Annotated in this window: 22 protein-coding genes and 1 tRNA gene (1 of these 23 cut by a window edge); 13 read left to right on the forward strand and 10 right to left on the reverse strand. The window is 66.1% G+C overall.

What is annotated here, in order from left to right; all coding sequences use genetic code 11:
- The 3 genes from ACF3NH_RS05780 to ACF3NH_RS05790 all read right to left on the reverse strand — a co-directional run.
- Positions 1-656: the 5' portion of an LON peptidase substrate-binding domain-containing protein gene (locus ACF3NH_RS05780; RefSeq protein ID WP_422922184.1), read on the reverse strand. The gene continues 10 nt to the left of window position 1, outside the view; only the first 656 of its 666 coding nucleotides appear in the window; it begins with the start codon at positions 654-656; the stop codon falls past the left edge of the window.
- A gap of 17 nt (positions 657-673) precedes the next feature.
- A complete protein-coding gene (locus ACF3NH_RS05785) occupies positions 674-1,612 on the reverse strand; it encodes a tetratricopeptide repeat protein (RefSeq protein ID WP_422922185.1) in 939 nt (312 codons plus the stop codon).
- An 82-nt stretch (positions 1,613-1,694) separates the two neighbouring features.
- Positions 1,695-2,249 (reverse strand): YbaK/EbsC family protein, encoded by a 555-nt coding sequence (locus ACF3NH_RS05790; RefSeq protein ID WP_422922186.1) that lies wholly within the window; start codon positions 2,247-2,249, stop codon positions 1,695-1,697.
- 168 nt (positions 2,250-2,417) lie between these two features.
- Between ACF3NH_RS05790 and ACF3NH_RS05795 the strand changes: the two genes are divergently transcribed.
- From ACF3NH_RS05795 to ACF3NH_RS05815, 5 genes are all read left to right on the forward strand, one after another.
- Positions 2,418-2,492 (forward strand) — tRNA-Gly (locus ACF3NH_RS05795).
- A gap of 807 nt (positions 2,493-3,299) precedes the next feature.
- The gene (gene tnpA / locus ACF3NH_RS05800; protein ID WP_422922187.1) at positions 3,300-3,686 is read left to right on the forward strand and encodes an IS66-like element accessory protein TnpA; all 387 of its coding nucleotides are present in this window, start codon (positions 3,300-3,302) and stop codon (positions 3,684-3,686) included.
- The gene (gene tnpB, locus ACF3NH_RS05805) at positions 3,683-4,030 is read left to right on the forward strand and encodes an IS66 family insertion sequence element accessory protein TnpB (RefSeq protein ID WP_422922188.1); all 348 of its coding nucleotides are present in this window, start codon (positions 3,683-3,685) and stop codon (positions 4,028-4,030) included. The genes tnpA and tnpB overlap by 4 nt, the downstream gene beginning before the upstream one ends.
- Positions 4,031-4,085: 55 nt before the next feature.
- Complete coding sequence (gene tnpC, locus ACF3NH_RS05810; protein WP_422922189.1) at positions 4,086-5,660, forward strand: IS66 family transposase; 1,575 nt, start codon at positions 4,086-4,088, stop codon at positions 5,658-5,660.
- A 690-nt stretch (positions 5,661-6,350) separates the two neighbouring features.
- On the forward strand, positions 6,351-6,515 hold the full coding sequence (locus tag ACF3NH_RS05815; protein ID WP_422922190.1) for a hypothetical protein: 165 nt from the start codon (positions 6,351-6,353) through the stop codon (positions 6,513-6,515).
- A gap of 27 nt (positions 6,516-6,542) precedes the next feature.
- On the opposite strand, the gene ACF3NH_RS05820 is transcribed toward ACF3NH_RS05815, so the two are convergent.
- The 6 genes from ACF3NH_RS05820 to ACF3NH_RS05845 form a co-directional block, all read right to left on the reverse strand.
- Positions 6,543-9,608 carry an Eco57I restriction-modification methylase domain-containing protein gene (locus tag ACF3NH_RS05820; RefSeq protein ID WP_422922191.1) on the reverse strand — a complete coding sequence of 1,022 codons (3,066 nt, stop codon included), beginning with the start codon at positions 9,606-9,608 and terminating at the stop codon, positions 6,543-6,545.
- Positions 9,605-11,368 (reverse strand): Eco57I restriction-modification methylase domain-containing protein, encoded by a 1,764-nt coding sequence (locus ACF3NH_RS05825; protein ID WP_422922192.1) that lies wholly within the window; start codon positions 11,366-11,368, stop codon positions 9,605-9,607. The genes ACF3NH_RS05820 and ACF3NH_RS05825 overlap by 4 nt, the downstream gene beginning before the upstream one ends.
- 8 nt (positions 11,369-11,376) lie before the next feature.
- Entirely contained in the window at positions 11,377-11,571 is a 195-nt protein-coding gene (locus tag ACF3NH_RS05830; protein ID WP_422922193.1) for a ribbon-helix-helix domain-containing protein, read from the reverse strand.
- A gap of 80 nt (positions 11,572-11,651) precedes the next feature.
- Positions 11,652-12,053, reverse strand: a complete 402-nt coding sequence (locus ACF3NH_RS05835; protein ID WP_422922194.1) for a hypothetical protein — start codon at positions 12,051-12,053, stop codon at positions 11,652-11,654.
- Positions 12,050-13,384: a recombinase family protein gene (locus ACF3NH_RS05840; protein WP_422922195.1), complete on the reverse strand. Its 1,335-nt coding sequence runs from the start codon at positions 13,382-13,384 to the stop codon at positions 12,050-12,052. The genes ACF3NH_RS05835 and ACF3NH_RS05840 overlap by 4 nt, the downstream gene beginning before the upstream one ends.
- Before the next feature lie 14 nt (positions 13,385-13,398).
- Entirely contained in the window at positions 13,399-13,929 is a 531-nt protein-coding gene (locus tag ACF3NH_RS05845; RefSeq protein ID WP_422922196.1) for a DUF2924 domain-containing protein, read from the reverse strand.
- A 406-nt stretch (positions 13,930-14,335) separates the two neighbouring features.
- Between ACF3NH_RS05845 and ACF3NH_RS05850 the strand changes: the two genes are divergently transcribed.
- The 4 genes from ACF3NH_RS05850 to ACF3NH_RS05865 all read left to right on the forward strand — a co-directional run bounded on the left by ACF3NH_RS05850 (position 14,336) and on the right by ACF3NH_RS05865 (position 18,661).
- The gene (locus ACF3NH_RS05850; protein ID WP_422922197.1) at positions 14,336-15,163 is read left to right on the forward strand and encodes a hypothetical protein; all 828 of its coding nucleotides are present in this window, start codon (positions 14,336-14,338) and stop codon (positions 15,161-15,163) included.
- A 121-nt stretch (positions 15,164-15,284) separates the two neighbouring features.
- A complete protein-coding gene (locus ACF3NH_RS05855) occupies positions 15,285-15,488 on the forward strand; it encodes a helix-turn-helix transcriptional regulator (RefSeq protein ID WP_422922198.1) in 204 nt (67 codons plus the stop codon).
- A gap of 381 nt (positions 15,489-15,869) precedes the next feature.
- On the forward strand, positions 15,870-16,370 hold the full coding sequence (locus ACF3NH_RS05860; RefSeq protein ID WP_422922199.1) for a sigma factor: 501 nt from the start codon (positions 15,870-15,872) through the stop codon (positions 16,368-16,370).
- Positions 16,370-18,661 carry a phage/plasmid primase, P4 family gene (locus ACF3NH_RS05865; protein ID WP_422922200.1) on the forward strand — a complete coding sequence of 764 codons (2,292 nt, stop codon included), beginning with the start codon at positions 16,370-16,372 and terminating at the stop codon, positions 18,659-18,661. Before ACF3NH_RS05860 ends, ACF3NH_RS05865 begins: the two co-directional genes overlap by 1 nt.
- 359 nt (positions 18,662-19,020) lie before the next feature.
- Here ACF3NH_RS05865 and ACF3NH_RS05870 read toward each other — a convergent pair whose 3' ends face one another.
- Complete coding sequence (locus ACF3NH_RS05870) at positions 19,021-19,341, reverse strand: hypothetical protein (RefSeq protein ID WP_422922201.1); 321 nt, start codon at positions 19,339-19,341, stop codon at positions 19,021-19,023.
- Here ACF3NH_RS05870 and ACF3NH_RS05875 point away from each other — a divergent pair.
- The 4 genes from ACF3NH_RS05875 to ACF3NH_RS05890 all read left to right on the forward strand — a co-directional run bounded on the left by ACF3NH_RS05875 (position 19,331) and on the right by ACF3NH_RS05890 (position 23,312).
- Positions 19,331-19,729, forward strand: coding sequence for an HNH endonuclease signature motif containing protein (locus tag ACF3NH_RS05875; RefSeq protein ID WP_422922202.1), 399 nt, complete (start codon positions 19,331-19,333; stop codon positions 19,727-19,729). The genes ACF3NH_RS05870 and ACF3NH_RS05875 overlap by 11 nt on opposite strands.
- Positions 19,730-19,844: 115 nt before the next feature.
- Positions 19,845-21,101: a site-specific DNA-methyltransferase gene (locus tag ACF3NH_RS05880; protein ID WP_422924723.1), complete on the forward strand. Its 1,257-nt coding sequence runs from the start codon at positions 19,845-19,847 to the stop codon at positions 21,099-21,101.
- Positions 21,101-21,619 carry a phage terminase small subunit P27 family gene (locus tag ACF3NH_RS05885; protein ID WP_422922203.1) on the forward strand — a complete coding sequence of 173 codons (519 nt, stop codon included), beginning with the start codon at positions 21,101-21,103 and terminating at the stop codon, positions 21,617-21,619. Before ACF3NH_RS05880 ends, ACF3NH_RS05885 begins: the two co-directional genes overlap by 1 nt.
- A complete protein-coding gene (locus ACF3NH_RS05890; RefSeq protein ID WP_422922204.1) occupies positions 21,597-23,312 on the forward strand; it encodes a terminase large subunit in 1,716 nt (571 codons plus the stop codon). Before ACF3NH_RS05885 ends, ACF3NH_RS05890 begins: the two co-directional genes overlap by 23 nt.
- The last annotated feature ends 70 nt before the right edge of the window (positions 23,313-23,382 follow it).

Below are 23,382 nucleotides of genomic sequence, written 5' to 3' on the forward strand. Positions count from 1 at the left end.
CGCGCGCCGGCGGCGGGGCCGGCCGCATCCATCCGCATCAGCGCCAGCAGCAGGGCGGCGCGCTCCCGCAGGTCCGGCGCCTCCAGCAGCGCCTGCTTCTCGGCGCCGCCGAAGGGGCAGATCATGCACAGCGTGGTGACGAGCACGGGCAGCGACAGGCCTTCCACCGCCTCCCAGTCCACCTCCATCCGCCGCGCCTGGAAATAGGCCCGCATCGCCGCCAGCAGCCGAGGCCGGTCGATGTCTGCCGGCGATGCCTCCGCCGGGGCCAGGTCGGCGGCATAGGGGCTGAAATCCGCGCTGACGGACCGGTAGCCGCGCGGGTGGACCGGCAGCTCCCGGCGGACCCGGAAGCGGATGAGGCCCAGCAGGGTGATCAGGTAGCGGCCATCCCCCGTCTCGGCGAAGGAGGCGATGCGCCCCAGGCAGCCGACGGAAAAGATCGTGGACTGCCCGTCGACGCGCGGATGCGCCGGGTCCGGCAGCATCATGCCGAAGAGACGCCCGCGGGCCAGGGCGGCCTCGGTCAGGGCCAGGAAGCGCGGCTCGAAAATGTTGAGCGGCAGGCGACCGCCCGGCAGCAGAAGGGCCCCGGCCAGGGGAAAGACCGGAAATTCCTCCGGCAGATCGGACAGCCGGGGATGGAAGGGATCCATGCCCCGGCCTTCCGAATTCAGCGGAACAGCAGGGTCGAGAGCCCGCGCCGCGCCTTCACGGTGGCCGGGTCCATGGGCCCCCAGGCCTCGAAGAACTTCAGCAGCTGCTTGCGCGCCGCCTCCTCCCCCCAGGCGCGGTCGCGCCGGATCGCCTCCAGCAAGGCCTGCGCCGCCTCCGCCCGCTGCTCCATGGCATTCAGCGCCACGGCCAGCTCGATCCGCGCCGCGTGGTCGTCCGGATCGACGGCCAGGCGGCTCTCGAACTCGGCGAGCCGCTCGCGCGCCTTGCGACCCTCCGCCGCCAGCTCCAGCGCGCTCCTCACGCCGGCGATCTCGGCGTGGCCGCGCAGCTTCTCGGGCACGGCGTCGAGAACCTGAAGCGCCCGCTCCTCCTCACCCATCGCCATCAGCGTGCGGGCCAGGCCGGCCAGGGCCTCGGCATTCTCCGGTTCCTGCTGCGCCAGGGCGGCGAAGAGTTCCAGCGCGGTCTGCTGATCGCCCGTCTCGGCCGCCTGCCTGGCCTCGGCCAGCAGATCCGCCGCCGGCATCTGGCCGCCGGCCAGCTTCAGCAGCGCCTCGATGAACTTCTTCAGCTCCGATTCGGGCAACGCGCCCTGGAACAGGTCGGCGATCTGCCCCTGCCAGAAGGCCACCACCGTCGGCACCGACTGCAGCGGCAGCCCCATCTGGGACAGCTGCTGCACCAGGGCACGGTTCTGGTCGATGTCGATCTTGACCAGCCGCACCCGGCCCTGCGCGGCGCGCACCACCTTCTCCAGGGCGGGCGTCAGCTGCTTGCAAGGGCCGCACCAGGTGGCCCAGAAGTCCACCAGGACAGGCACCTCGCGGCTGGCATTGACCACGTCCTGCATGAAGGACTTGGAATCGCCATCCTTGATGACATCGCCACCCCCGCCGGGGGCAGGCGCCTTGTTGGGATCGAGGAAAGTATCCATGAGAGAGCACCAGTTCAGCAGTTCCTGCCCAGCATAGATGCGCCGGAAGCGGCGCGGCGCAAGGCGGCACGGACCCGGCCGGTCAATCCGGCGGCGGTTCCTGCCCATCCAGGGGCAGTTCCTCCGGCGCATGTCCCAGCGCGCGCAGGAAGCGCAGCAGGTCCGCCGCCGCCAGCGCCGTGGTGGCGGTGTTGGTCAGCGGATGCAGGTGCAGCGGCCCGTCGCCCCGCAGCAGGAGGGTGTCGATCGCGACCCGCACCCGGCCGGGCCGCGCATTGACCAGTCCCAGGGGCGAGACCGACCCGGGCGCCACCCCGAGTTCCGACCAGAGCTCGGCCGCCGTGGCGAAGCTCCCCCGCCCCGCCCCGAGCGCCCGCAGCAGGGCGTTGACCGAGACTTGGCGGTCCTCCTCCAGCACGAGGAGCAGGTAGGGGCCCGGCGCCCTCGGGCGCAGGAAGAGGTTCTTGACGTGAAGGCCCGGCAGGGCGCCGCGCAGCGCCTTGCTCTCGGCGACCGTGTGCAGCGGCGGATGCGTCACCGTCCGGGCCGGGATGCCCAGCCGGTCCAGGCGGGCGAGCAGTCCCTCCGGCGTCTCGGGCGCCAGGCCGGAGGAGAGAGGGGGGAGGGTCTCGGACATGCCAGGGCTTATGCCACAGCGCGCCGGTCCCGATGAGGCCCGCGCGCGGCCCCCCACCCTTCCCCGCGCGGCGGCGCACGCCATGCAGAATTTTTCTCGCCCGGCCGCGACGGGGACTTGCGGAGCCGCCGGACGCATGACATATCGCGCCCCACGCCGATACGGAGCGCGGGCGTAGCTCAGGGGTAGAGCACAACCTTGCCAAGGTTGGGGTCGAGGGTTCGAATCCCTTCGCCCGCTCCAGTCGGTTTCCTAACTCCAAATTTCCTATGCGCCGATGGAGCCGTGCACCCCAGGTTTCCTGGGGTTTTGCCGTGGCGGCTTGAGGGTTGGAGAACGCAACGACCCCGAAAATCGCTCTCCGGAGGCGCGAAAATCTCCGAAGCTCGGGGGTAGCCTGATTTAACCATCAAGCTTCATCCCATTGATTTTAAAGATAATTCACCGCTTTGGAATTGTGGGAATTCAGCAATCCGACTACTTGGCGATGGGTACCGGGGAACGAAGAAGCGCTCCTGACCCTGGATGACCATAATTTGCGATCACCGCCATTGTGGGCTCCTGATTGGGCGGGCATCTCAAGTAGCAAGCTGGCTCCATTTCCCCGGTAGCCCATTGTGCCCCGAGGATTGTGATTGCGTGTAATCACCCGCATCATTCTGCCATGCGCTACATCGACACGGGAGGACGGGATCCCGCCAACGCCCTCGGCACTTGGCTTGAGGCCGCGGTCCTGAACGATTCGACCCTGACGGAGCTCCGATGGCAGTCCGGGTATTTTGGTGGTGAGATTCTGCCTTTCGTCACGCCTGCCCTGCATAGGCTGCGGTTAAGCAGAGGCACAGTGAGCGTCCTCGTCGGGTCGAATGACGGGATCACGCGGCAAGCCGACTTAGCGTCCCTGCTCGCGGCAGCAGGCTCAGCTCGCCCTGGGCTTAAGATCGGTGTCGTGTCGTTCGGAGTACCCATCCGGTGAGTCACGCCTTCTCAGCTTAGGGTGATCGCTGATCTTACGGACGTTCTTAAGTGTGTTGGTAAGGGCGGGCGTGGATGGAGATCATCAATGGGGTGGAGCGACGTCGACGCTGGCGGACCGAGGACAAGCTCCGGATCCTGGCGGAGATTGATGCCGGTGCCCGGCTTGCTGTTGTCGCGCGGCGGCATGACGTCAGCCGCGGCCTGATCTGGCAGTGGCGTGACGCCCAGCGGCGGGGGCGGCTGGCGGTCGAGGCGCCGAGCTTTGTGCCGGTTCATGTCGTATCAACCCTTCCTGGGGCCGAGGCCATGGAACGGGTTGGAGGAGCATCCTGTGCAGGCGATGCCCTGGAGGGTGAGCGCTCCGTCGAGATTGTGTTGCTGGACGGCACGCGCCTGCGCGTGGCGGAGAGCATCGGGGCGGCTGCCCTGCGCCGTCTGCTGTTGGTGCTGCGCGGGTGATCCCGGTTCCCTCTGGTGTCCGCGTCTGGCTCGCAGTCGGGCATACGGATATGCGCCGCGGCATGAACGGCCTGGCCTTGCAGGTGCAGGAGGCGCTCGGGCGTGACCCGCACGCGGGCGATCTGTACGTCTTTCGCGGCCGCCGCGGCGACCTGCTCAAGATCCTGTGGCACGACGGGTTGGGCATGTCGCTCTACGCCAAGCGGCTGGAACGAGGACGCTTCCTCTGGCCCACGGCCGCGGGTGATGCGGCGCCGATCTCCGCCGCACAGTTGGCCTACATGCTTGACGGCATTGACTGGCGGAACCCGCAACTGACTTACAGACCTCAGGCCGCGGGCTGACCCTCAGCGGAGGATTGTGCTGGCAAAGCGCGGCTGTCCCTGATTCACTTCCGGCATGACGCCCGCCGCGGCTGATCCTGATGACGTCGAGACCCTGCGCGCGGCACTGGCGGCCGAGCGGGAGGCGCGCCTCGCGGCCGAGGCTCGTGCTACCGGCGCCGAGGCGATGATCACCCACCTCAAGCTGGTGATCGCTAAGCTGCGGCACGACAAGTTCGGCGCCTCCTCCGAGCGCGGCCGCAAGCTGCTGGATCAACTGGAACTGGAACTCGGCGAACTGGTCGCCACGGCGGCCGAGGACGCGGCGCGGGCGGAGAGCCAGGCCGGAACCCGGCCCGGCTCTCCGCCGCCGCGCAAGCCATCCCGTGGTTCTCTGCCTGCCCACCTGCCGCGCGAACGGGTGGTGCTCCCGTCGCCCTCTGCCTGTCCCTGCTGCGGGGGCAGGCTGTCCAAGCTGGGCGAGGACGTCACCGAGACCCTGGAGGTGATCCCGCGCTCGTGGAAGGTCATCCAAACGGTGCGGGAGCGGTTCTCTTGCCGAGCCTGCGAGCACATCACCCAACCGCCCGCTCCATTCCATCCGATCGCCCGCGGCAGGGCCGGACCGAACCTGCTCGCCATGGTTCTGGAGGCCAAGTTCAGCCAGCACCTACCGCTGAACCGGCAGAGCGAGAGCTACGCCCGCGAGGGCGTGGAGCTGAGCGTCTCCACCCTGGCGGACTGGGTCGGCACCGCGGCGGCCACCCTCTCGCCGCTCCACGCGCTCATCGAGGCGCATATTCTGGCGGCGGAGCGCCTGCACGGGGATGATACCACCGTGCCGCTGCTGGCCCGCGGCAAGACGGTCACGGCGCGCCTCTGGGCCTATGTGCGGGACGACCAGCCCTTTGCCGGACCCGCGCCACCGGCCGCGGTGTTCTACTTCTCGCGCGATCGTACCGCCGAGCACCCCAAGCGGCACCTAGCCTCCTACAGCGGGATCCTGCAGGCTGATGCCTATGCCGGGTTCGGTGATCTCTACCTGGCCAGCCGCAAGCCCGGGCCGATCACGGAGGCGGCGTGCTGGGCGCATTTCAGGCGCAAGGTGTTCGAGCTGGCCGAGGTCGCCCGCGCGCCGCTGGCTGCCGAGGCCGTGCGGCGCATCGACCGGGTGTTCGAGGCCGAGCGAGCGGTGAACCGGCGCCCGGCGGCCGATCGGCTCACGCACCGGCAGAGCGTTGTCGCCCCAGTCGTTGCCGATCTCTATGCCTGGATGCTGGAGACCAGGGGCAGGCTGTCACGACACAATGACCTGGCCAAGGCACTGGATTACGCGCTGAAGCGCTGGGCCGCGTTCACTCAGTTCCTCAGCGACGGCCGGATCTGCCTCACAAATAACGCGGCCGAACGCGCGCTCCGTGGGGTGGCCCTCGGCAGAAAGGCATGGCTGTTCGCGGGCAGCGACCGTGGCGGCGAGCGGGCTGCGATGATGTACGCCCTGATCACCACCGCCAAGCTCAACGACGTTGACCCCCGTGCCTGGCTTGCTGATGTGCTCGCCCGTATCGCCGATCACCCCGTCTCCAGGCTCGACGAACTTCTGCCGTGGAACTGGCAGCGTGCTCAAGCGCCCGCAACCGCTGCCGCCTGAACGTCAACCGCGGCCATCACCGGATGGGTACCGTTCGGAAATGGTTACTTCCATCCAAAGACAGTGCACCTCGTACGGCGCGATGGCTCCGCCGCAGCCTATGTAGGCTCCGCAAACCTCACGGGTGCTGGGAGTGCGCTCAATGTCGAGGCAGGGATTATCCTTGATACCCGCGAAGGCGATGATCGAGGAGTGTTGGACGCTGTCAGCGCAGCGATCGAATTTTGGTTTTCGGGCCCGCGGCCGGGTCTGAACCTCGTCTCGACACCAGCAGACCTTGCGGCGCTTTCTAGAGGCGGGATTCTTGATGTGCCACAGCCACCCAGGCCACGGTCGCCGGCTACTGCTGGCGGTGCCGGCGCATCCCGCCCTGCACTGCGTCCACTATTGACGCTCCCGATCTCCACACCGCCACCACCACGGCCGACCAGCTCAAGTTCAACGGTGCTAGCAAGCTGGACGAAGAAGCTCTCGGCTTCAGATGCACAGCGGAAAGGGACCGGGAACCAGCGCGGAAGCATCACCCTCGTCCAGGCGAAAGCCCCAATCGATCCCAAGACGTATTTCCGGAGGGTACTCTTCGCTCGCGCCGCCTGGACGCGCGGAACGAGCGTAACAGGTCAGCCCCTCGAAACCGCAAAGGTCAGGTTTGACGTCACTCTTCTCGGTCGTTCCCTCGGCATGGTGGTCATGGATATCAGCTACGCGCGGAACCGGGAATCAGCACAGTCAAACTACACTAGCCTTCTTCACATCGGACCGCTCGCCTCTCAGTTCACCGCGCAAGACATGACGGGCAGGCAGCTGATCCTCGAACAGCGCGGCAACGGCACCTTCGGTCTTGTAATCCGCTGATTCCAAGATTCCCAGGATGCCAGCTTTCTATGCCGGCACCGGCACCGCGCGGGCGAGAGCGACATCATCCGCCGACAGCCCGAACAGGGCCGATACAAGGGACTCGACCTGCTCACGGAGCGCCACCGCGCTGCGCTCGTGCAGAATCCGCTGATGTGGGGTCCGCGCAGCACTCGCCGCGTCGTGAGCCGCGATCAGCCCGCGGACAAGTTCCTCGATTTTGGCCCGTTCGGCGTCGCTAGCTGCCGGAACCGGCAGGCGCTCAATGAACTGCTTGCCGTGGGAGTAGTAGCCGCCGCGGAAGGTGCTCGTGTTGGTTCTGACCATCGCCTCGCAGAGCGGGTGGTGGAGGATCGCAAGCAGGAAGGCATTGCTCTCCCGTGCGCCGGGCCGGGGTCTGATCATGTAGTACGGCCCGTTGCCGCCGCCCGTGACGGTGATGTTGGCCTCGTCGTACGCGTAGCGGGCCTCGAGCGACAGAATGGGCAGGATGATCTTTGGGGTGTCGAACTTCGTCAGGCTCTGCGACCGGCCAAACTGGTAGAACTGGCGCGTGCCCTCCGCGCCGCCGGTAACGCTGCGCCGCTCCAGCTCAGTGCGGCGCGCCGAGAGATAAGCCCAGCATCCTGGGTACCTCCGCTTCATCTCATCGGGCTGGATTAACCGCGCCTCGGTGCGGCGCGGTCCCGGCACCAGATCGTAGGGGAAGATCATCCAACGGTTCGCCTGGGCCCGTCTGTAGGGGAACAGCTGCGCGTCAAGCATGCACGGCCGCAGCACACCGCGCTCGATTGGCCAGTCGCGCCCGTCCCACTGTAGCGTTACCGCCGCATCCGCCTCTGCCGCTGCCTTGAAAATATAGACCCCGTCTGCGCTCGTCTGGACGCCCACAAAGATCTCAGCGAAATGATCGAGCTCGGCCGGATGGGCCGCACGCACGCGTGCGAAGAGATCTCGCGTAGCTGTGTCCGCGAACTGCCACGCCTCGGCGCCCAACTCGGCGACCGGAACCGTTGTGACCTGGCCTGGCATACCGTACCGCCAAGCCTCCAGCGCCTCGACCCGCTCAACGCGTACCGCGTGGCCGCCACGGCGGTCCAACACCAGGACGCAGGTGTAATTCGAGGCTTGGCGCCCGAAGACCTGCTGCACCCCGAAGTGCACGACCTGCTCCAGGCTACGGCTGACGGCGATCAGCTCGCGGATCGCACGGCCAGCCTGGATGGTCATGAACTTGTGCGGCACGATGACGCCCAAGCGTCCGCTAGGTCGGAGGAGCGTGAGCGCGCGCTCGACGAACAACGCGTACTTATCGAAGTTGTCCTGGCGCGCCGTCCTGTAGGGCGATCTCGCGTCCTGGTAGTACGTCGCCTCCTCAGGCGAATAGGCCATCATGGTCTGGATGCGGATATAGGGGGGGTTGCCGACGATGGCGTCGAAGCCTCCCCGCGCCATCTCCGTCGGAAACTCATCCGACCAGCTGAAAGGGTTCACCTTCTCCAGAAGAACAGGCGCCATCGCGCCCCGCACCGCCACCCACTCCGCGGCGCTAACCAGGCTGTTCCCAGGCCGTAGGACGGTGTCGAGGGCCGGTAGCGCAGGCCGGCGGCGGTTCGCCACATAGTCGCGCAGCGCCTCGCCAGTCTCGCCCTCAATAAGCTTCAACAGCAGGCTGAAGCGCGCGACCTCGACCGCATTCGCGTCGATGTCGACGCCCCGGATGTGCGCCAGCAGGATGCGGCGCTTCTCCTCGAAAAGTAGGCGCCACTGCCCACCCGCTGCTTCGTAGATTGTGGTACCGGCGTGACGCGTCGCTCCGTCGGCGACGTACCACGCCTGGTAGTGGTCGAGCAGAAATTCGTATGCTGCCAGAAGGAAGATGCCGGAGCCGCAGCACATGTCGGCGACGGTAAACGTCTTGAGGTCTGCGGGCGCCTTACCGGCCAGAGCCGGGCCAAGCGTACGCTGGACAATCGTATCCGCGACATAGCGCGGGGTTGGCACCACCCCGCCTGCCTCACGCACCTCCGGCTTACTGACGATCCGGACGGCACCAGCCTCAACGGTGATGACCTCACCGAGGAACTGCTCGTAGATCTCGCCTAAGACCTCTGTCTCCACGACAGCGAATGTGTACGGGCTCTGGGGGTAGTAAAGCTCGGCGATGATCCCAGCCAGTACGTCGTCGCTGATCCGGACGCCGAGCCGCGCGTCGTCGATGAGGCGGAAAAGGCCTGAGTTATAGAAGCCGTCTGCGCGCCGCAGCTCCGCAACCAGGGCATCGAACGTGCCGGTCCCGGGCAGCTGCCGCAGCGTCTCATATCTTTCGATCTCACGATCCTCGCATATGCGGAGGAAGACGATGCGCGATAGGAAGAGCTGCACCACGTACGTCAACTCATGCGGGCTGAGACCGGGCGTGCGTGCGTGGATGTCGGCGGCGAGTCGCTCCCGCCACGACCGAACCTGTCGCAGGAAGAAGTCGTCGAACTGCTCCGCGCCGTGTCGGGTCACGTCGACGGCGAACCTGCGGTCGAAGTCCCCGGAATAGACGGCAGCACGCGACAGGAGCGGCCAAAGTTCGTCGAAGCGGGTCTCGAACTCCGCGTAGCCGACATGCAGGATGCGGGCTACGTGCGCCTCGTCAGTTTGCGCCGGGCGCGGCACGCAGTCGTAAACCGCAAGCTGATGGAAGTTCGTCAGCACCGCAATTGGGAGACTGGCCGAGTAGCCGTATCGGCGTGTCTGGAACGCGGCGTCACGGTTCCGGTCGATGCGGACACTCGGCTTCTTCGCCTCGACGAACAACTTTCGCTGCCGCGCGAGCCGGAGTTCGTAGTCTGGCTTCTTTGACAGCCGCTCGTCGCCGACGTCGACCGTGGCCTCCTCGACGACCTCTCGAAGGCCTGTGGGATGCCCGGCTGAATTGTGCACATCCCAGCCGAAAGCCTCCAGGAGCGGCGTGATGAAATCGGTCCGGGCCTGCGTTTCGTTGTACCCGGCCCTAAGGTAGTCGACCTCGTTGCGCCGGAAGCCCTCGACCAGGGTGGCAACGCGCGCTCTGGCTGCAGCCTTGCTCGCGTCGTCACTCACTCGCCTGCGTTCCGCGGGGCGGCCGCGGCTCCCTTGCCTGCCCGCCGCCGTGCCATGCGTCGGTCTCGCATCTTCGTCCAGATGCCGCGCAGCGTGCCGCAGTCTTCCTCCGAAAGACCCATGTGGCCCTTCAGAATGATGCGGGCGTTCTCCTCCAAAACCGCATCGAGGCAGCCAGACCGAATGAGCCGATCCGCCTCAATGAGGGGCATGGCGCCGTTTAGCTGCGTCGGCATCATTAGGCGCTCCGCCTCAGTAGGCTCCAACTCCAACACGCCACCGCCGTAGCTGCGTCCCTCAATTTCGGCCGACGCAGCCGTTAGCCACGTGTAGGTGTTTGCGATAACTCGCTCGGGCCGCGCAGTCCGGCACGTGAAGCGATGGATCGTGTCTGTCGATGTCGCGCCCGAACTGTTCAGCACGATGCGGGGAAAGTCGTAAATCTGACGGAACATGAAGCCGTCAGGAGTCCAGACAGACGGCACTTTGTACCAAGGACTCCGGATCGAACACTTATAACCCTTGTGAAACTCTTTTGTCTCGCCGTAGCGGATGTACGTGCGTAGTGCCGCAGTTATATCATCGAACTGATCTGCGGTTACATTGAGGAGATGGACCCGGTCACCCGACGCAGCGAGCGCGTTCCAATCCGCCTTGCCGAGCCGACTACCCTTGAGCTGCACCGAGCGCGAGACGAGTGGCGTCGTGTAGCCGTCGATGCCCAGCTCAGCCACTTGATCAGAAGACAGGACAAAAAATTCATTCTTGCCGGTGACGACGCCAACATCGACGCTCGCGTGCGTCTTCATCGTGGTGGTGACCGGCGCTGCACGTAGATCGCGCATAAAGGCGATCTCGCGCTCGGTCAGAAAATACTTGAGCCATTTTTCGTTGTCGTGGCGGATAGTCTTCGGCTGCGCTGCGGCAAGAAACGCAGTTGGAAGCTCGCGAGTGATCTCTGCCACCGCGGCCGCTTCCGTGAGCGTGACGCGACAAGCGTTCGCGTCGGATGCGTCCGCGAGAGCGCCGTCGGCAAGAAGCAGGACAACCTCCTGCTCGGCCTTCTCGAAAAACAGTTCGTTGCAGGCCACAATGTCGATGCGAGCGAAACGGTCGGTCAGGAAGGAGCGCAGCTGAGCTGCGTATGTGACTTGCAGTAGTTCCGCTGGCAGGACGAGCCCCATCCGACCGCCAGGCCTGAGGCTCATCACCGCCGCAACAACGAATGGCACCCAAATGTTAGTGAGCCGATTCGGCGTCAATCCAACGCCCTGCATAATTGCCATAGCGCGACTGCGATGGGGCTCTGGGAAAGTCTGGTACCGAATGAAGGGTGGATTGCCGATCACGACATCAAACGCTGGTTGCTGAGTCTCCTGCCACCAGCCGAAGAAATCCATAGTCTTCACCGCGTCTTGGACGCGGAGGCCAAGCGTCGGGCGCAGTCTGTCGCGGGCCCGGTCAGCCTCTGGAGCAAGGATCTCAATGCCAGTCAACTGATTGGCAATCTCTGGGCCGCGGAGGCCGAGTTCAGCGAATCTCGTAACCGAGGCAGCCATGAAGGCGCCGTCGCCGCAACTCGGTTCCAGGACCCGATCGTCTACGCTCCGGATCGACCAAGCGCACAACCAAGCTGCTACCTCGGCGGATGTGTAGTAGCCGCCTCGAAGCTTGTCAGGATCGAGATCAGTGAACCGTCCATTAAGCTGACCGCTCGTGACCGGCGGCGCCGTATGGCGCGTCTTGGGGATGGATTTCATAGTTTTACTCATTTTTTCCCCACATGCAGAAGCGGCATATCATCCCTTAGAAGACGCTCAATCGCTTCACGGACAACCCACGCAACGGACACGCGATTCTTTAAAGCCAGCTCGCTCAAATGCTGATGCTGGTCTTCCGTAAGGCTGACCGACAGGCGGTGTGGCGACTTTTCGGCTGCAGATTTCTGCTTGGAATCTCCCATCGCCGCGTCCCTCACATATACCTGCACCACCTTACACCACTCTGGTGCGAGGTCTCAAGGAAGAGCATTTGGGTCTCTGCCTAGGTCGCTCCGCCACGACGGCCGGTGAAGCGCTCGATTTGCCGCCTCCATTCCGAAGGAAGCGGTCCCAGCAACGCCGTTTGCTCTACACTTGCGAGGTGCCGCCCATCCAAAAGCGCCTCGACAACGGCGGGCGCGAGGAGGGTCAGGCGCAGCAGGCTGCCCAAGTAGCCCCGCTCGAGGCGCTCGGCGGCTGCCATCTCAGTGATGGAGGCGTACCGCCCCTGATCGAGCATGCGCTGATATCGGAACGCCCGTGCCAGAGCCTTCACCAGCGCCGGATCGGCGCGCGTGGGAACCGGTGCTACGCCATCGGTCATCGGCGTCACGACGGTCTTCCGCCCGGGCCGGTGGCGGATCGCCAGCGGCACCCGAACCGTGATGCTGGTCGCCGTGGTCATGCTGCCGACCTCAGGACCTCGGGAGCGATGGCGCCGAGATCGCGGACCAGGCCGCCGAGGCCATCCAGCCGCAGCCGAATGTCGGCGCCGGCCGGGCCGACCACCACCCGCTCGACCAGCGACCGCACAATCCGCGCCTGCTCCGTGGGGAAGAGATGCTCCCACAGCGGGTCGAGGCGGTGCAGCGCATCCTGCGTCTCGCCCTCCGTCAGATCCGGCGCGTCCTTGCGCGCTGCCCGCCAGGTGCCGACCACGATCTCGGGCTGCCGCAGCAGCGCCCGGACCTGATCCACTACCGCCGCCTCGATCTCCGCCGCCGACACACGGCGCACGATGCTGGCGTCGCCGGCGGCATCGCCCTTCAGCACGCGCTGCGCCACGTAGTAGCGGTAGAGCCGGCCGTTCTTCCGTGCATGAGTCGGCGACAGCGCCCGACCGTCCACCCCAAAGATCAGCCCCTTCAGCAGCGCCGGCGTCTGCGCTCGATTCTGGTTGGCGCGCACACGCGGGCTGATCTGCAGCACGGCATGCGCTCGATCCCAGAGCTCCCGCGGCACGACCCCCTGGTGCTCGCCCGGATAGACCTGCCCCTTGTGTGCGGCCTCGCCGACATAGGTGCGGTTGTGCAGCAGCTTGTAGACGTCGCCCTTGTCCAGCGGTCGGCCCGCCTTGCTGGTGGCGCCCTCCGCCCGGAGGCGGGCCACCGTCTCGATGCCCGATCCCGTCTCCGCGAAGATCTCGAAGACCCTGCGCACCCGCGGCGCCTCGTCCTCATTCACCACCAGCTTCCTGGCCACCACGTCATAGCCGAGCGGCACCTTGCCCCCCATCCACATGCCGCGGGCGCGGGAGGCGGCGAACTTGTCCCGGATTCTCTCGCCAATGACCTCTCGCTCGAACTGCGCGAAGCTCAGCAGGATGTTCAGCGTCAGCCGGCCCATGCTGGTGGTGGTGTTGAAGCTCTGCGTGACGGAGACGAAGGTCACGCCATGCGCATCCATGACCTCCACCAGCTTGGCGAAGTCCATCAGTGAGCGTGACAGGCGGTCGATCTTGTAGACCACGATGACATCGACCCGGTCGGCCTGGATGTCGCGCAGCAGGCGCTGCAGCGCGGGCCGCTCGAGCGTGCCGCCAGAGAAGCCGCCGTCGTCGTAGCGGTCGCGCAGCAGGAGCCAGCCCTCAGCGCGCTGGCTGGCCACGTAGGCCTCGCAGGCGTCGCGCTGCGCGTCGAGGGTGTTGAATTCCTTCTCCAGACCGTCGTCGGTGGACTTCCGGGAGTAGACGGCGCAGCGGAGCTTCTTCACGGAGGCCGGCATCACCTCGGCCACAGGCTTCCGGCTCCTCATGCCGAGGCGCCCGCTTGGCGCAGCCCAAAGAACACCCAGCCATTCCAGCGGGTGCCGGTGATGTGGCGGGCAATAGCGGAGAGCGACCTATACGGCCGTCCCTCATACTCGAAGTCATCAGGGCGGACCGTCACCACATGCTGAACCCCGCCATACTCGCGGATGAGCCGTGTGCCGGGCAGCGGGCGGTTGTCGGCGCGAACCCGGCGCAGGACTACGTTGCCGCCGTCTAATTGCTCACCCAGGGCCTCGAGCCGAGCCCGGGTTTGAGGCTTCAGCCCGCCATAGGCCAATTCCTGGATGCGGTATGCCAGCCGGCTCTGAATGTAGGCGCGGTTGAAGGGCGGCGGCTCCTTGCCGAAGAGCTCGCGCCACTGTCTCTTCAGGTGCGCGATGGGTGCGGCTTTGAGGGCTGCCAGCCGGCCGAGCACGTCGGCGGGCGGGATCACAGGAAAGGTGGGCGGCACAGGCGGAACACTAGGCGCAGCCAGAGCCTTTGGCTGTTGGGTGGCAGAGCGACGGGTCATGAGGATCTCCGAGTCGTTGGAGACACAGGACCGCTCTGCTGGGCGGAGAAGTGTAGAGAAACCTCTCCCGCGCCTCGGGCTGTTTCGAGGTCCTGCGCCAGATCCTCGGCGGTACGACTGCGGAGCCGCAGTAGGCCGGCAGCAAGGAGGGCGCAGACCTCCCGGAGGTGGGGCGGGAGGTGGAGGTTCAGGGCGGCGGCATCCATCACTCATCTACTACTCAGGCCGCAGACTTTTTGTTCTGCCTCCTCCTGCCGCTTATGCACCCATTTGATCACGAGAACGGAAAGTGAACTCCCTGGTATGCTGCGGTATACTGGCGTGGCTTGGCTAGGCTTGGCTGAACGTCCGAACCCTCCGCATCGGGCTGCCTTGCGATTGATCGCGGAGAAAGTGCGGAGTGCCTATGGCCATGCCAGCGCCAAAACACCCCCCAACGCTTGACCTGCATCTCGACAGCGACAAGGCAGCCCATCAATTGCTGGCCTTCCTGGTCGCACCTTTTGACCGCCGGCGTCAGCAGGAGTTCCTGGCGATGCATTCCGCAGGCCTCTTGGACGATGCTCCCAACTATGTTGCCGGTCGTATGAAGCAAGTTCGTGCGGTGACTCTGCTGCACGACGATCCGCAAACCGCATTGCTGCGGTATCGCAAGCATGTCGAGGACACGCTGTTTCTGCCATCCGGTGGATTCCGTCGCCTGCGAGAGGCCAATCCTCCGGCAGTCTGGGCCGAGGAGCTACAGCAGGGTCAGAGAGGATCTCTCCTGGCCGCTGGGCGACTGCTTTTGTTTATCGCGCAGATGAATGTTTTTCACCCGGCCCTAACAGCCTCCACCAAGCGCGCCTTGGCTGTGTTGGAGGCGTGGGGAAAAACGAACGGTCCAATACCGATCCAGCGGAAACTGCCGCTGATCTGGGGGGAATGCGGCGGCGTCGCACCGGTCTACGCAGCACTCATCCTAGCCCAGGAGTATTGGCTTCAGCACGGCGTCACGCCAGAGCAGGCGATGACGCAAGGACGGCTTTTCCGCCAGCTGCTTTCCTGGATGGCTTGGCTGCGCGACTTCAGCCTGCAGCACAAGCCACTCGGTGCATCAGCGCCGCTGCTGCGGCCTGAAAAGGCTGTCCGGCTCCCTGCCGGCCTTGCTCCAGAGCAGCCCCCCATCGGTCCCTTACCTCCGCATCTGCTGCAAGCCGCCATGCGGTACCGAGCTCCGATTCCCCAGAGCTGACGAACAACCGGTAACGCCTGGCCGTTACTAGTTACGCCCACCCGTATCTAGATACGGCGCTTCACCACCACAGGGGGTGATCATCGATGGTCGCTGCGTTCACACGAGGGAACGCAGCACCATGCCGTTGCACGAAGAAGCCCCGATTGCTCCGCTTACTCACCGCGTCGATCGCGTGGTGGAGCTGACCGGCGCCAGCCGGACCAACGTCTATGAGGCCCTCCGCAGGGGAGAGCTTGAGGCCGTAAAGCTCGGCCGCGCGACGCTGGTGCTGGATGCCAGCCTGCGCCGCTGGGTGGCCGCCCTGCCGCGCTACAAGGCCTGAAACGAAGCAACCCGCCGCGGCAGAGCCAGGCGGGCTGCGGGAACTCTTGCGCTGCACAGCAACGCGGACCTCGAACACCCGCTTTCTTAGCAGCATCCCGCACGCTTTGCCACGCCTTCCGCGGTCCTTGACTCAGAAGGACCCGAACATGATGCACAGGAATAGCCCGGCTCCGCGCCGCCGGAGGAGCACGCCTGGCGGCTCGAACCCTGCCCTGCCGATCAAGCTGCACTTGCTGACCGACGCACCGGATCCGGACGGACTGCCACGCGCCGCCTTGGAGGTGTTCCCAGCTTCCGGATCACGCCAACGGCCCGTGTGGCTACTGTTCGGCAGCATTGCCGCCGCGCTGGCCGCCAAGCAGCGGATGGAGGCCGGCCGATGACGTCCTATCAGTCGGACCTCGATATCGAGATGCTGTACCGTGACGCCGACCGCATAGCGCGCCGCGCCCTGCGCAGGGGCCACCTGCCCGCGATGGAGCGCGAAGATCTGCGGCAGGAGCTGATGCTCGACCTGCTAAGCCGTTTGCGCCACTTCGATCCGGCCCGCGGCAGCATCGGCGCCTTCGCTCAGGTCTGCTTTCGGCACCGGGTCCAGCGGGCTGTGTGGGTGCAGCGGCGGGAGGCGCGCGATCGGCATCTCTTTTCCTGCATGGGCGAGCATGTTGCCACCGGCTTCCACGATCCGGCGGGATCTCTAATGCTCCGGCTCGACCTCGGCCATACTCTGAGCCTCCTCAGCCCGGCGCAGAGGGTCCTGGTCATGGATCTCCTGCAGCCAGCCGGAATGGGCGCAGCAGCACCCCGGACCACACGCCACCGTCACCTGCAGGCAGTGCGGGCGCAACTCTCGGCCGCTGGCCTGAAGGAGGCTGCCTGATGGATCATCACTGGACCTTCGAGGCCGAGGTGAACAGCCCGCTCGACCAGCCCTTCGCGGTCACCTTCTTCGACAATTATGCGGCCGCCCAGAAGCATGAGGAGCCCTATTCCCTCCGCAGCTTGGCGAGCCGGATCCACACGGTGACAGCGGCGGAGAAGAGCCGTTTGCCCTGGCTCAAGCTGGCTCGCTTTGGTGAGTTGCGGACGATCAAGGATAGCCTGCGCCACGACGGCAATGTACTGGCGATCACCGGCATCGAGGCCGATTACGATGGTGGCGAGGTCTCCTTCGAGAGCGCGGTGGAGGCGGCCACCAAGGCAGACCTCCTCTGCCTGCTCTACACTTCCCCTTCCCATACGCCCCAGAAGCCGCGCTGGCGGGTTCTCTGCCCCACCTCGGCCGAGCTGCCCCCAGCGCAGCGGACCCATCTCCTGGGGCGGCTGAACGGGGTGTTCCGTGGGATCTTCAGCGTGGAGAGCTGGACGCTGTCCCAGGCCTACTACTTCGGCTCCGTGAACGCGAACCCGGCCCATCGCGTGGAACTCAGCGAAGGCACGCCGATCGACCAGCTGCACGAGCTCGACCAGATCTGGCAGGGCAAGCCCCATATCAGCTCAGGGCAGAGCAAGGACGGCAAGCCGCATCAGGGGCCGCTGGATGAGGCGGCGCTGCTGGAGGAGATCTGCAGCGGCAAGGCCTACCACTCGGCCTCTGTGCGCCTGCTAGGGAAATGGGCGAGGAGTGGCGTGCCCTACATGGAGGCCCGGCAGCGCCTGATCGACGCCATGGAAGCGGTGCTCCCAGCAAACCGCGACGCGCGCTGGCAGGCGCGACGCAATGATATCGACCGCTGCCTGGATGATATCTACGGACGTGAAGCCAAGGCGCGGGATGAAGGCCGACATGCGGCTTCGCAGTCCCATGGACAGGGACACAACCAATCGGGAAGTGCTGGGAAGCTGATCACAGAGGACAGCGTGGCCGCAGCCTTTGTCGAACGCCACCGGGATACGCTGCGGTTCTGCCACCACGCCGGCAAGTGGTACCGCTGGACAGGTGCCATCTGGCAGCGTGAGGAAACCCGCCTTGCCTTTGACTGGGCGCGCCTGCTGGCCCGGCAACATGCCCTGTCCACCGGTGAAGGCAAAGCCATCGCGTCCGCCGGCAAGGCCGCGTTCTCCAGCGGCGTTGAGCGCTTTGTGCAGGCCGATCGGGCTTTTGCGGTGACAAGTGCCGCCTGGGATTGCGACCCCTGGCTTCTCGGCACCCCTGGCGGCACGGTCGACCTGCGCTCCGGGGAACTCCGCCCCGCCTGCCAAAGGGATATGATCTCCCGGAGCACAACCATCACACCGGCTCCGCAGGCCCTATGCCCAACCTGGCTTGCCTTCCTGGACCAAGCCTGTGCCCGGGATCAGGATCTGATCGGATTCCTGCAGCGCTGGTTCGGCTACTGCCTGACCGGAGTGACGCAGGAGCATGCCCTGCTCTTTGTCTACGGGCCGGGCGGCAATGGTAAGGGCGTTCTGCTTGTCACGGCGGCCGGTATCCTCGGCACCTACGCGACCACGGCCGCCATGGACACCTTCACCGCATCCCAGGGAGATCGGCATCCCACTGATCTGGCCATGCTGCACGGCGCCCGCATGGTCATGACGACCGAGACGGAGGAAGGCCGCGCCTGGGCTGAAGCACGGATCAAGGCACTGACCGGAGGAGACCCAATCACGGCGCGGTATATGCGCCAGGACTTCTTCACCTTCACGCCCGCCTTCAAGCTCACGATCAGCGGCAATCACAAGCCAGCCCTGCGCAATGTCGACGATGCGGCGCGCCGGCGCTTCAACGTGGTGCCTTTCCTCCACAAGCCAGCACGCCCTGACCCGACCTTGCCCGATCGCCTGCGCGCGGAGTGGCCCGGCATCCTACGATGGATGATCGATGGCTGCATGGCGTGGCAGGCAGGTGGGCTGGCGCGGCCCAAGGCTGTGCTGGATGCGACGGCTGACTATTTCGAGGAGCAGGACGTCCTGAAGCAATGGATCGAGGAGTGCTGCGACCAGTCGCTGGACTGGGGAGAGACCAGCACAGCGCTGTTCGCGTCCTGGCGGAGCTATGCTCTGAGCCGCGCCGAAGATCCACGGAACGGCAAATGGTTCGCGACCATGCTGGAGCGTCAGGGGTTCGCCCGCGCGAAGGACTGCCGGCAATTCCGTGGGCGCGGCTTCCTCGGCATACGCGTCAAGCCGGAGAGTGTCAGGGCACATTGGCAGGATGTGGAAGCCTGAACGGCATCTCAGCGACGCCAGCGACACGTTGCGACGCTTTTTCCGGTTGGTCACTCGCGCGCGCGCGTAGGGCGATTATACGGAAAACGTGTCGCACGCGTCGCTGGCGTCGCTGGAACAGCCGCACGCCCTCTGAGCCTTGCGTCTTGCTGCATATGGCAGCGTCCCTCTGCGTCCAGTTCCCTACTGAGCCAAGGAGCACCACTATGGTCACCGCTTCGCGCTCGCTTTCCGCGCGCCACGATCAGATGGCCAGGTCCGGCACGATCAGCCCGGCACAATGGGAAGCATGCCGCCGCTACCTCGCACTGGCCGAAGCTACGAGGGGCGGGATGCCATGCACACTGGGTAGTCTTGGATCATCGGCAAGAAGCGGCATTGAGGGCCAGGTACACGCCAAGCTGTCTCTGCAAGCCGCGCATGCCGCACTCGGGCCCAGCGCACAAGCTCTCTGTGATGCGCTCATCCTCGAGAATCTCGCCGTTCGCACCATCGCTGATCGCCGTGGAATGCGAGGGGAGAATGCCATGGGCCAGATCCAGGCTGCGCTCACACGCTTGGTAGAGCACTGGAAGCTGTTGTGAAATCCCAATCAGGAAATGACTGTCTGCAGCAGCATCCTTCTTGATTTCTGTTGCTTTTATCCGACAGCAAGAGCATAGTCTTTCCATGATGAACATCTGCGCCTCGGCTCCCGCCGGGGCGTTTTGCGTTTCAGAGGTTCGGATGCCCACTCGTCCCGCTCTGCACCGCCCGTCGCATCACGATCCGCAAGCCGTTCGGCGCGCGCAGCTGCAGGCACTGGATCGGCAGCGCGGATCAGCATCCGCCCGCGGCTATGACACCGCGTGGCGGCGGTTGCGCCTGACGGTGCTGGCCGAGGAGCCGCTGTGTCGCTTTTGCCGGGAGCGAGGGCTGGTGACGGCTGCCACCGAGATCGACCATATCACGCCGATCGCCGCTCGCCCCGAGCTGCGCCTGGCGCGCGCCAACCTCCGCGCACTCTGCCGCCCCTGTCATGCCGCGCTGACCGCGAGTGGCCTCCAGCGGCGGGGTGCATCGCCATGACGCCCGGGGGGCGGGTCAAAAGTTGGCGGCTTGTGCCCGGGGACCGCGCCCCCCGCAGATTTTTCACGATTGCACATTCGGCCGATTTGCGGCGGAGGCTCTGAGCGTGCAGCAGATGGCTTGGCCGGCTGATCAGGTGGAGCGCTGGCCCCTTACCCACCTAACACCCTATGCCCGCAACGCCCGCACCCATTCCGACGCGCAGGTGGCGCAGATCGCCGCCTCGATCCGCGAATGGGGCTGGACTGTGCCGGTGCTGGTGGATGAGAGCGGCACCATCATCGCCGGACATGGCCGCGTGCTGGCGGCACAGCGGCTCGGTCTCGCCGAGGTGCCGGTGATGGTCGCCCGCGGCTGGTCCGAGGCCAAGCGCCGCGCCTATGTGCTGGCCGACAACAAGCTGGCGCTGAATGCCGGCTGGGACGAGGCCATGTTGCGGGCCGAGCTTGCGGACCTCGCGGGCCTCGGCGCCGATCTATCGCTGTCGGGCTTCAGCGCCGAGGAGGTGGCGGCACTCACCGCGGAGGACACCGCTGGGCTAACCGATCCGGATGACGTGCCCGAGGCGCCGGCGGCTCCGGTGAGCCGCCTGGGCGATGTCTGGCAGCTCGGGCGGCACCGGTTGGTCTGCGGCGACAGCACCGGCGCGGATGACGTGGCCAAGGCCTTGAACGGCGTCCAGCCGCACCTGATGGTCACCGACCCGCCCTATGGCGTCGCCTACGATCCCGCCTGGCGCAATCAGGTCGGTCTTTCGGGCACCCAGCGCACCGGCAAGGTGCTGAACGACGATCGGGCAGATTGGCGGGAGGCCTGGGCGTTGTTTCCCGGAGCGGTCGCCTATGTCTGGCACGGCGCGCTGCACGCCAGCACCGTGGCCGAGAGCCTGCAGGCAGCAGGCTTTCAGATCCGCGCCCAGATCATCTGGGCCAAGGACCGGCTGGTGATGAGCCGCGGCCATTACCACTGGCAGCATGAGCCCTGCTGGTACGTCGTGCGCGACGGCGCCAAGGGCCATTGGTCCGGTGACCGCAAGCAGACCACCCTCTGGTCCATCCCCTCGCGCGATCAGGATGCGGCCACAATCCATGGCACGCAGAAGCCCGTCGCCTGCATGCGCCGTCCCATCGAGAACAACTCCTCCGCCGGCCAGGCGATCTACGAGCCGTTCTGCGGCTCCGGCACCACGCTGATCGCCGCCGAGATGACGGGACGGTCCTGCCACGCGCTGGAGCTCGACCCAGCCTATGTCGATGTGGCGGTACTGCGCTGGCAGGCTTTCACAGGCCAGCAGGCGCTGCTGGAGGGCGATGGCCGGGGCTTTGCGGAGATCGCCTCCACACGCCGCCCTGAGGCAGTGGAGGCCCCTTGATGCCACGCCCTGGCCCTAAGCCCATCCCGACACAGCTGCACCAACTGCGCGGCTCCTTCAACGTCACGCGCCATGGCCGCGGACGGGCGGGAGAGCCGGTGCCGGAGGGCGAGCTGGCCGCCACCGCCCCAGACTGGATGAGCCCGGGTCAGCGGGAGAGCTGGGCTTATGCCATAGCGCATGCGCCAAAAGGTTTGCTCAAGCCGCTCGACCGCGGTGTGCTGGCGGTGTGGGTAGAGGCAGAGGACCGCCATCGCACGGCCGTGCAGCAGCAGGCTAAGCTCGATGCCAGCTCCTCCCTGCCGCTGATGACCCGCGGCAAGGATGGTCAGCCGATCCCCTCGCCCTATCTCCGCATCATCCGCCACGCCGCCGAGACCATGCTGCGCGCGGCCAGCGAGCTGGGCTTCTCGCCGGCGGCGCGGCCGAGGCTGGCCGCAGGCCAGCCGGAGGCGCCGGTCCAAGAAAGCCCCTGGACCCGGTTGCAGGTGATCCATGGCCGCCAAGACGCCTCCTGAGCCCTGCCCCGGCGTGACCCTAGCGCTGGCCTATGCCAAGGCGGTGACCGGCGGCACGATCCCAGCTTGTCAGTACGTTCGCCAGGCGGCGGAGCGCTTCCTGGCCGACAAGGCCATGGCGGATCGTGGAGAGGGATTCTGGGAATTCCGCCCCGACCTCGCCGAGGCGGCGATGCTGTTCGCCGAGCAGCTGCCCAACATCAAAGGGCCGGAGGCCGGTCACCCCCTGCGGCTGATGGGTTGGCAGCGCTTTGTCTTTGCCAATCTGTTCGGCTTTGTGGAGCGTGGCACCACCACCAGGCGGTTCCGCCAGGCGGTGGTCTACGTACCGCGCGGCAACGGCAAAACCACATTCGCCGCGCCCATTGCCCTCTATCTGACCTTCATCGAGGGCGAAGGGGGCGCCGAGGGTTACGCCGCCGCGGTCACCCGCGACCAGGCACGCATCCTGTTCGACGCCGCGCAGCAGATGGTCCGCCGCAGCCCCGAGTTCCGCCAGGCCTTTGGCGTGGCCGAGCGGGCCAACGCCATCTACCAGGAGCACACCGCCAGCAAGTTCGTGCCCGTTTCCTCAGATGCCAAATCGCTCGATGGCCTGAACGTGGCGGTGGCGGTCTGTGACGAGCTGGCCAGCCACCGCACCGCCCTGGTCTACGACGTGCTGCTCACCGCCATGGGCAAGCGCCGCCACCCGCTGCTGCTGTCGATCAGCACCGCCACCGGCAACACCAGCGGCATCGGCCGGCAGATGTGGGACTATGCGGTTCGCGTGCTGGAGGGGCTGCAGCAGGATGAGCGGCTGTTCGCGCTGATCTACACCGTAGATGAGGGCGATGACCCTTGGCAGGAAGCCTCCTGGATCAAGGCCAACCCCTCCTGGGGCCAGGCGGTGCAGCCCGATGCCATCCGCGCCATCATGCGCCAGGCCAGGAACAACCCGGCCCAGGAGGCCGCGGCCAAGACCCGGCACCTGAACGTCTGGGTCGGCGCCGACGAGGCGCTGTTCAGCACGCGAGCCTGGCAGGCCTGCGCCGATTCTGGCCTCACCCTGGAAGCGCTGGCGGGGCAGGAATGCCATGTGGCGGTGGATCTGGCGGCAACCACCGATCTGACCGCCCTGGCCTTGGTGTTCCCGCGGCGGGGAGCGGACGGCAAGCCGCATTACGACGTCTTTGCCCGCTGCTACCTGAACAAGGCAGCGGTGCTGGAAGCCAGGAACCCCTCCTATCCGGCCTGGGCAGCGGAGGGGCACCTTGTCGTCACGCCGGGCAATGAGACGGACATGCGGACCATCGAGGAGGATCTGCGCGGCGTAGCCGAGCGGTTCCGGATCAAGAGCTTAGCCTTCGACCCCTGGCAGGCGCGGCAGATGCGCCAAGCCCTGGCCGCCGACGGGCTGCCGGTCGTCGAGTTCCACATGCGCACGGGCAACCTCTCAGAGCCCACCAAGGAGCTGGGAGCGGCGATGCTGGCCGGCCGCATCCGGCACGACGGCAATCCGGTGCTGGAATGGTGCCTCGGCAACGTGGTCGGGCATTACGATGCGAGAGGGAACGTCTACCCGCGCAGGGCGCGTCCCGAGCAGAAGATCGATGCGGCCATGGCGCTGATCATGGCGATGGGACGAGCCACCAACGCGGCGGAGGAGGAAGGCAGCTTCTGGGAGTTCCTGAAGAACCCGATCTTTGTGTGAGCGGAGGGCTGTCGGCAGCCCCCATCGCGTGCGCCAGAACTTCCTTGGCATGAGCCTGGGAGACCCCTAA

It is taken from the genome of Pseudoroseomonas sp. WGS1072, from assembly GCF_049340465.1.
In the GTDB taxonomy this organism is placed as follows: domain Bacteria; phylum Pseudomonadota; class Alphaproteobacteria; order Acetobacterales; family Acetobacteraceae; genus Pseudoroseomonas.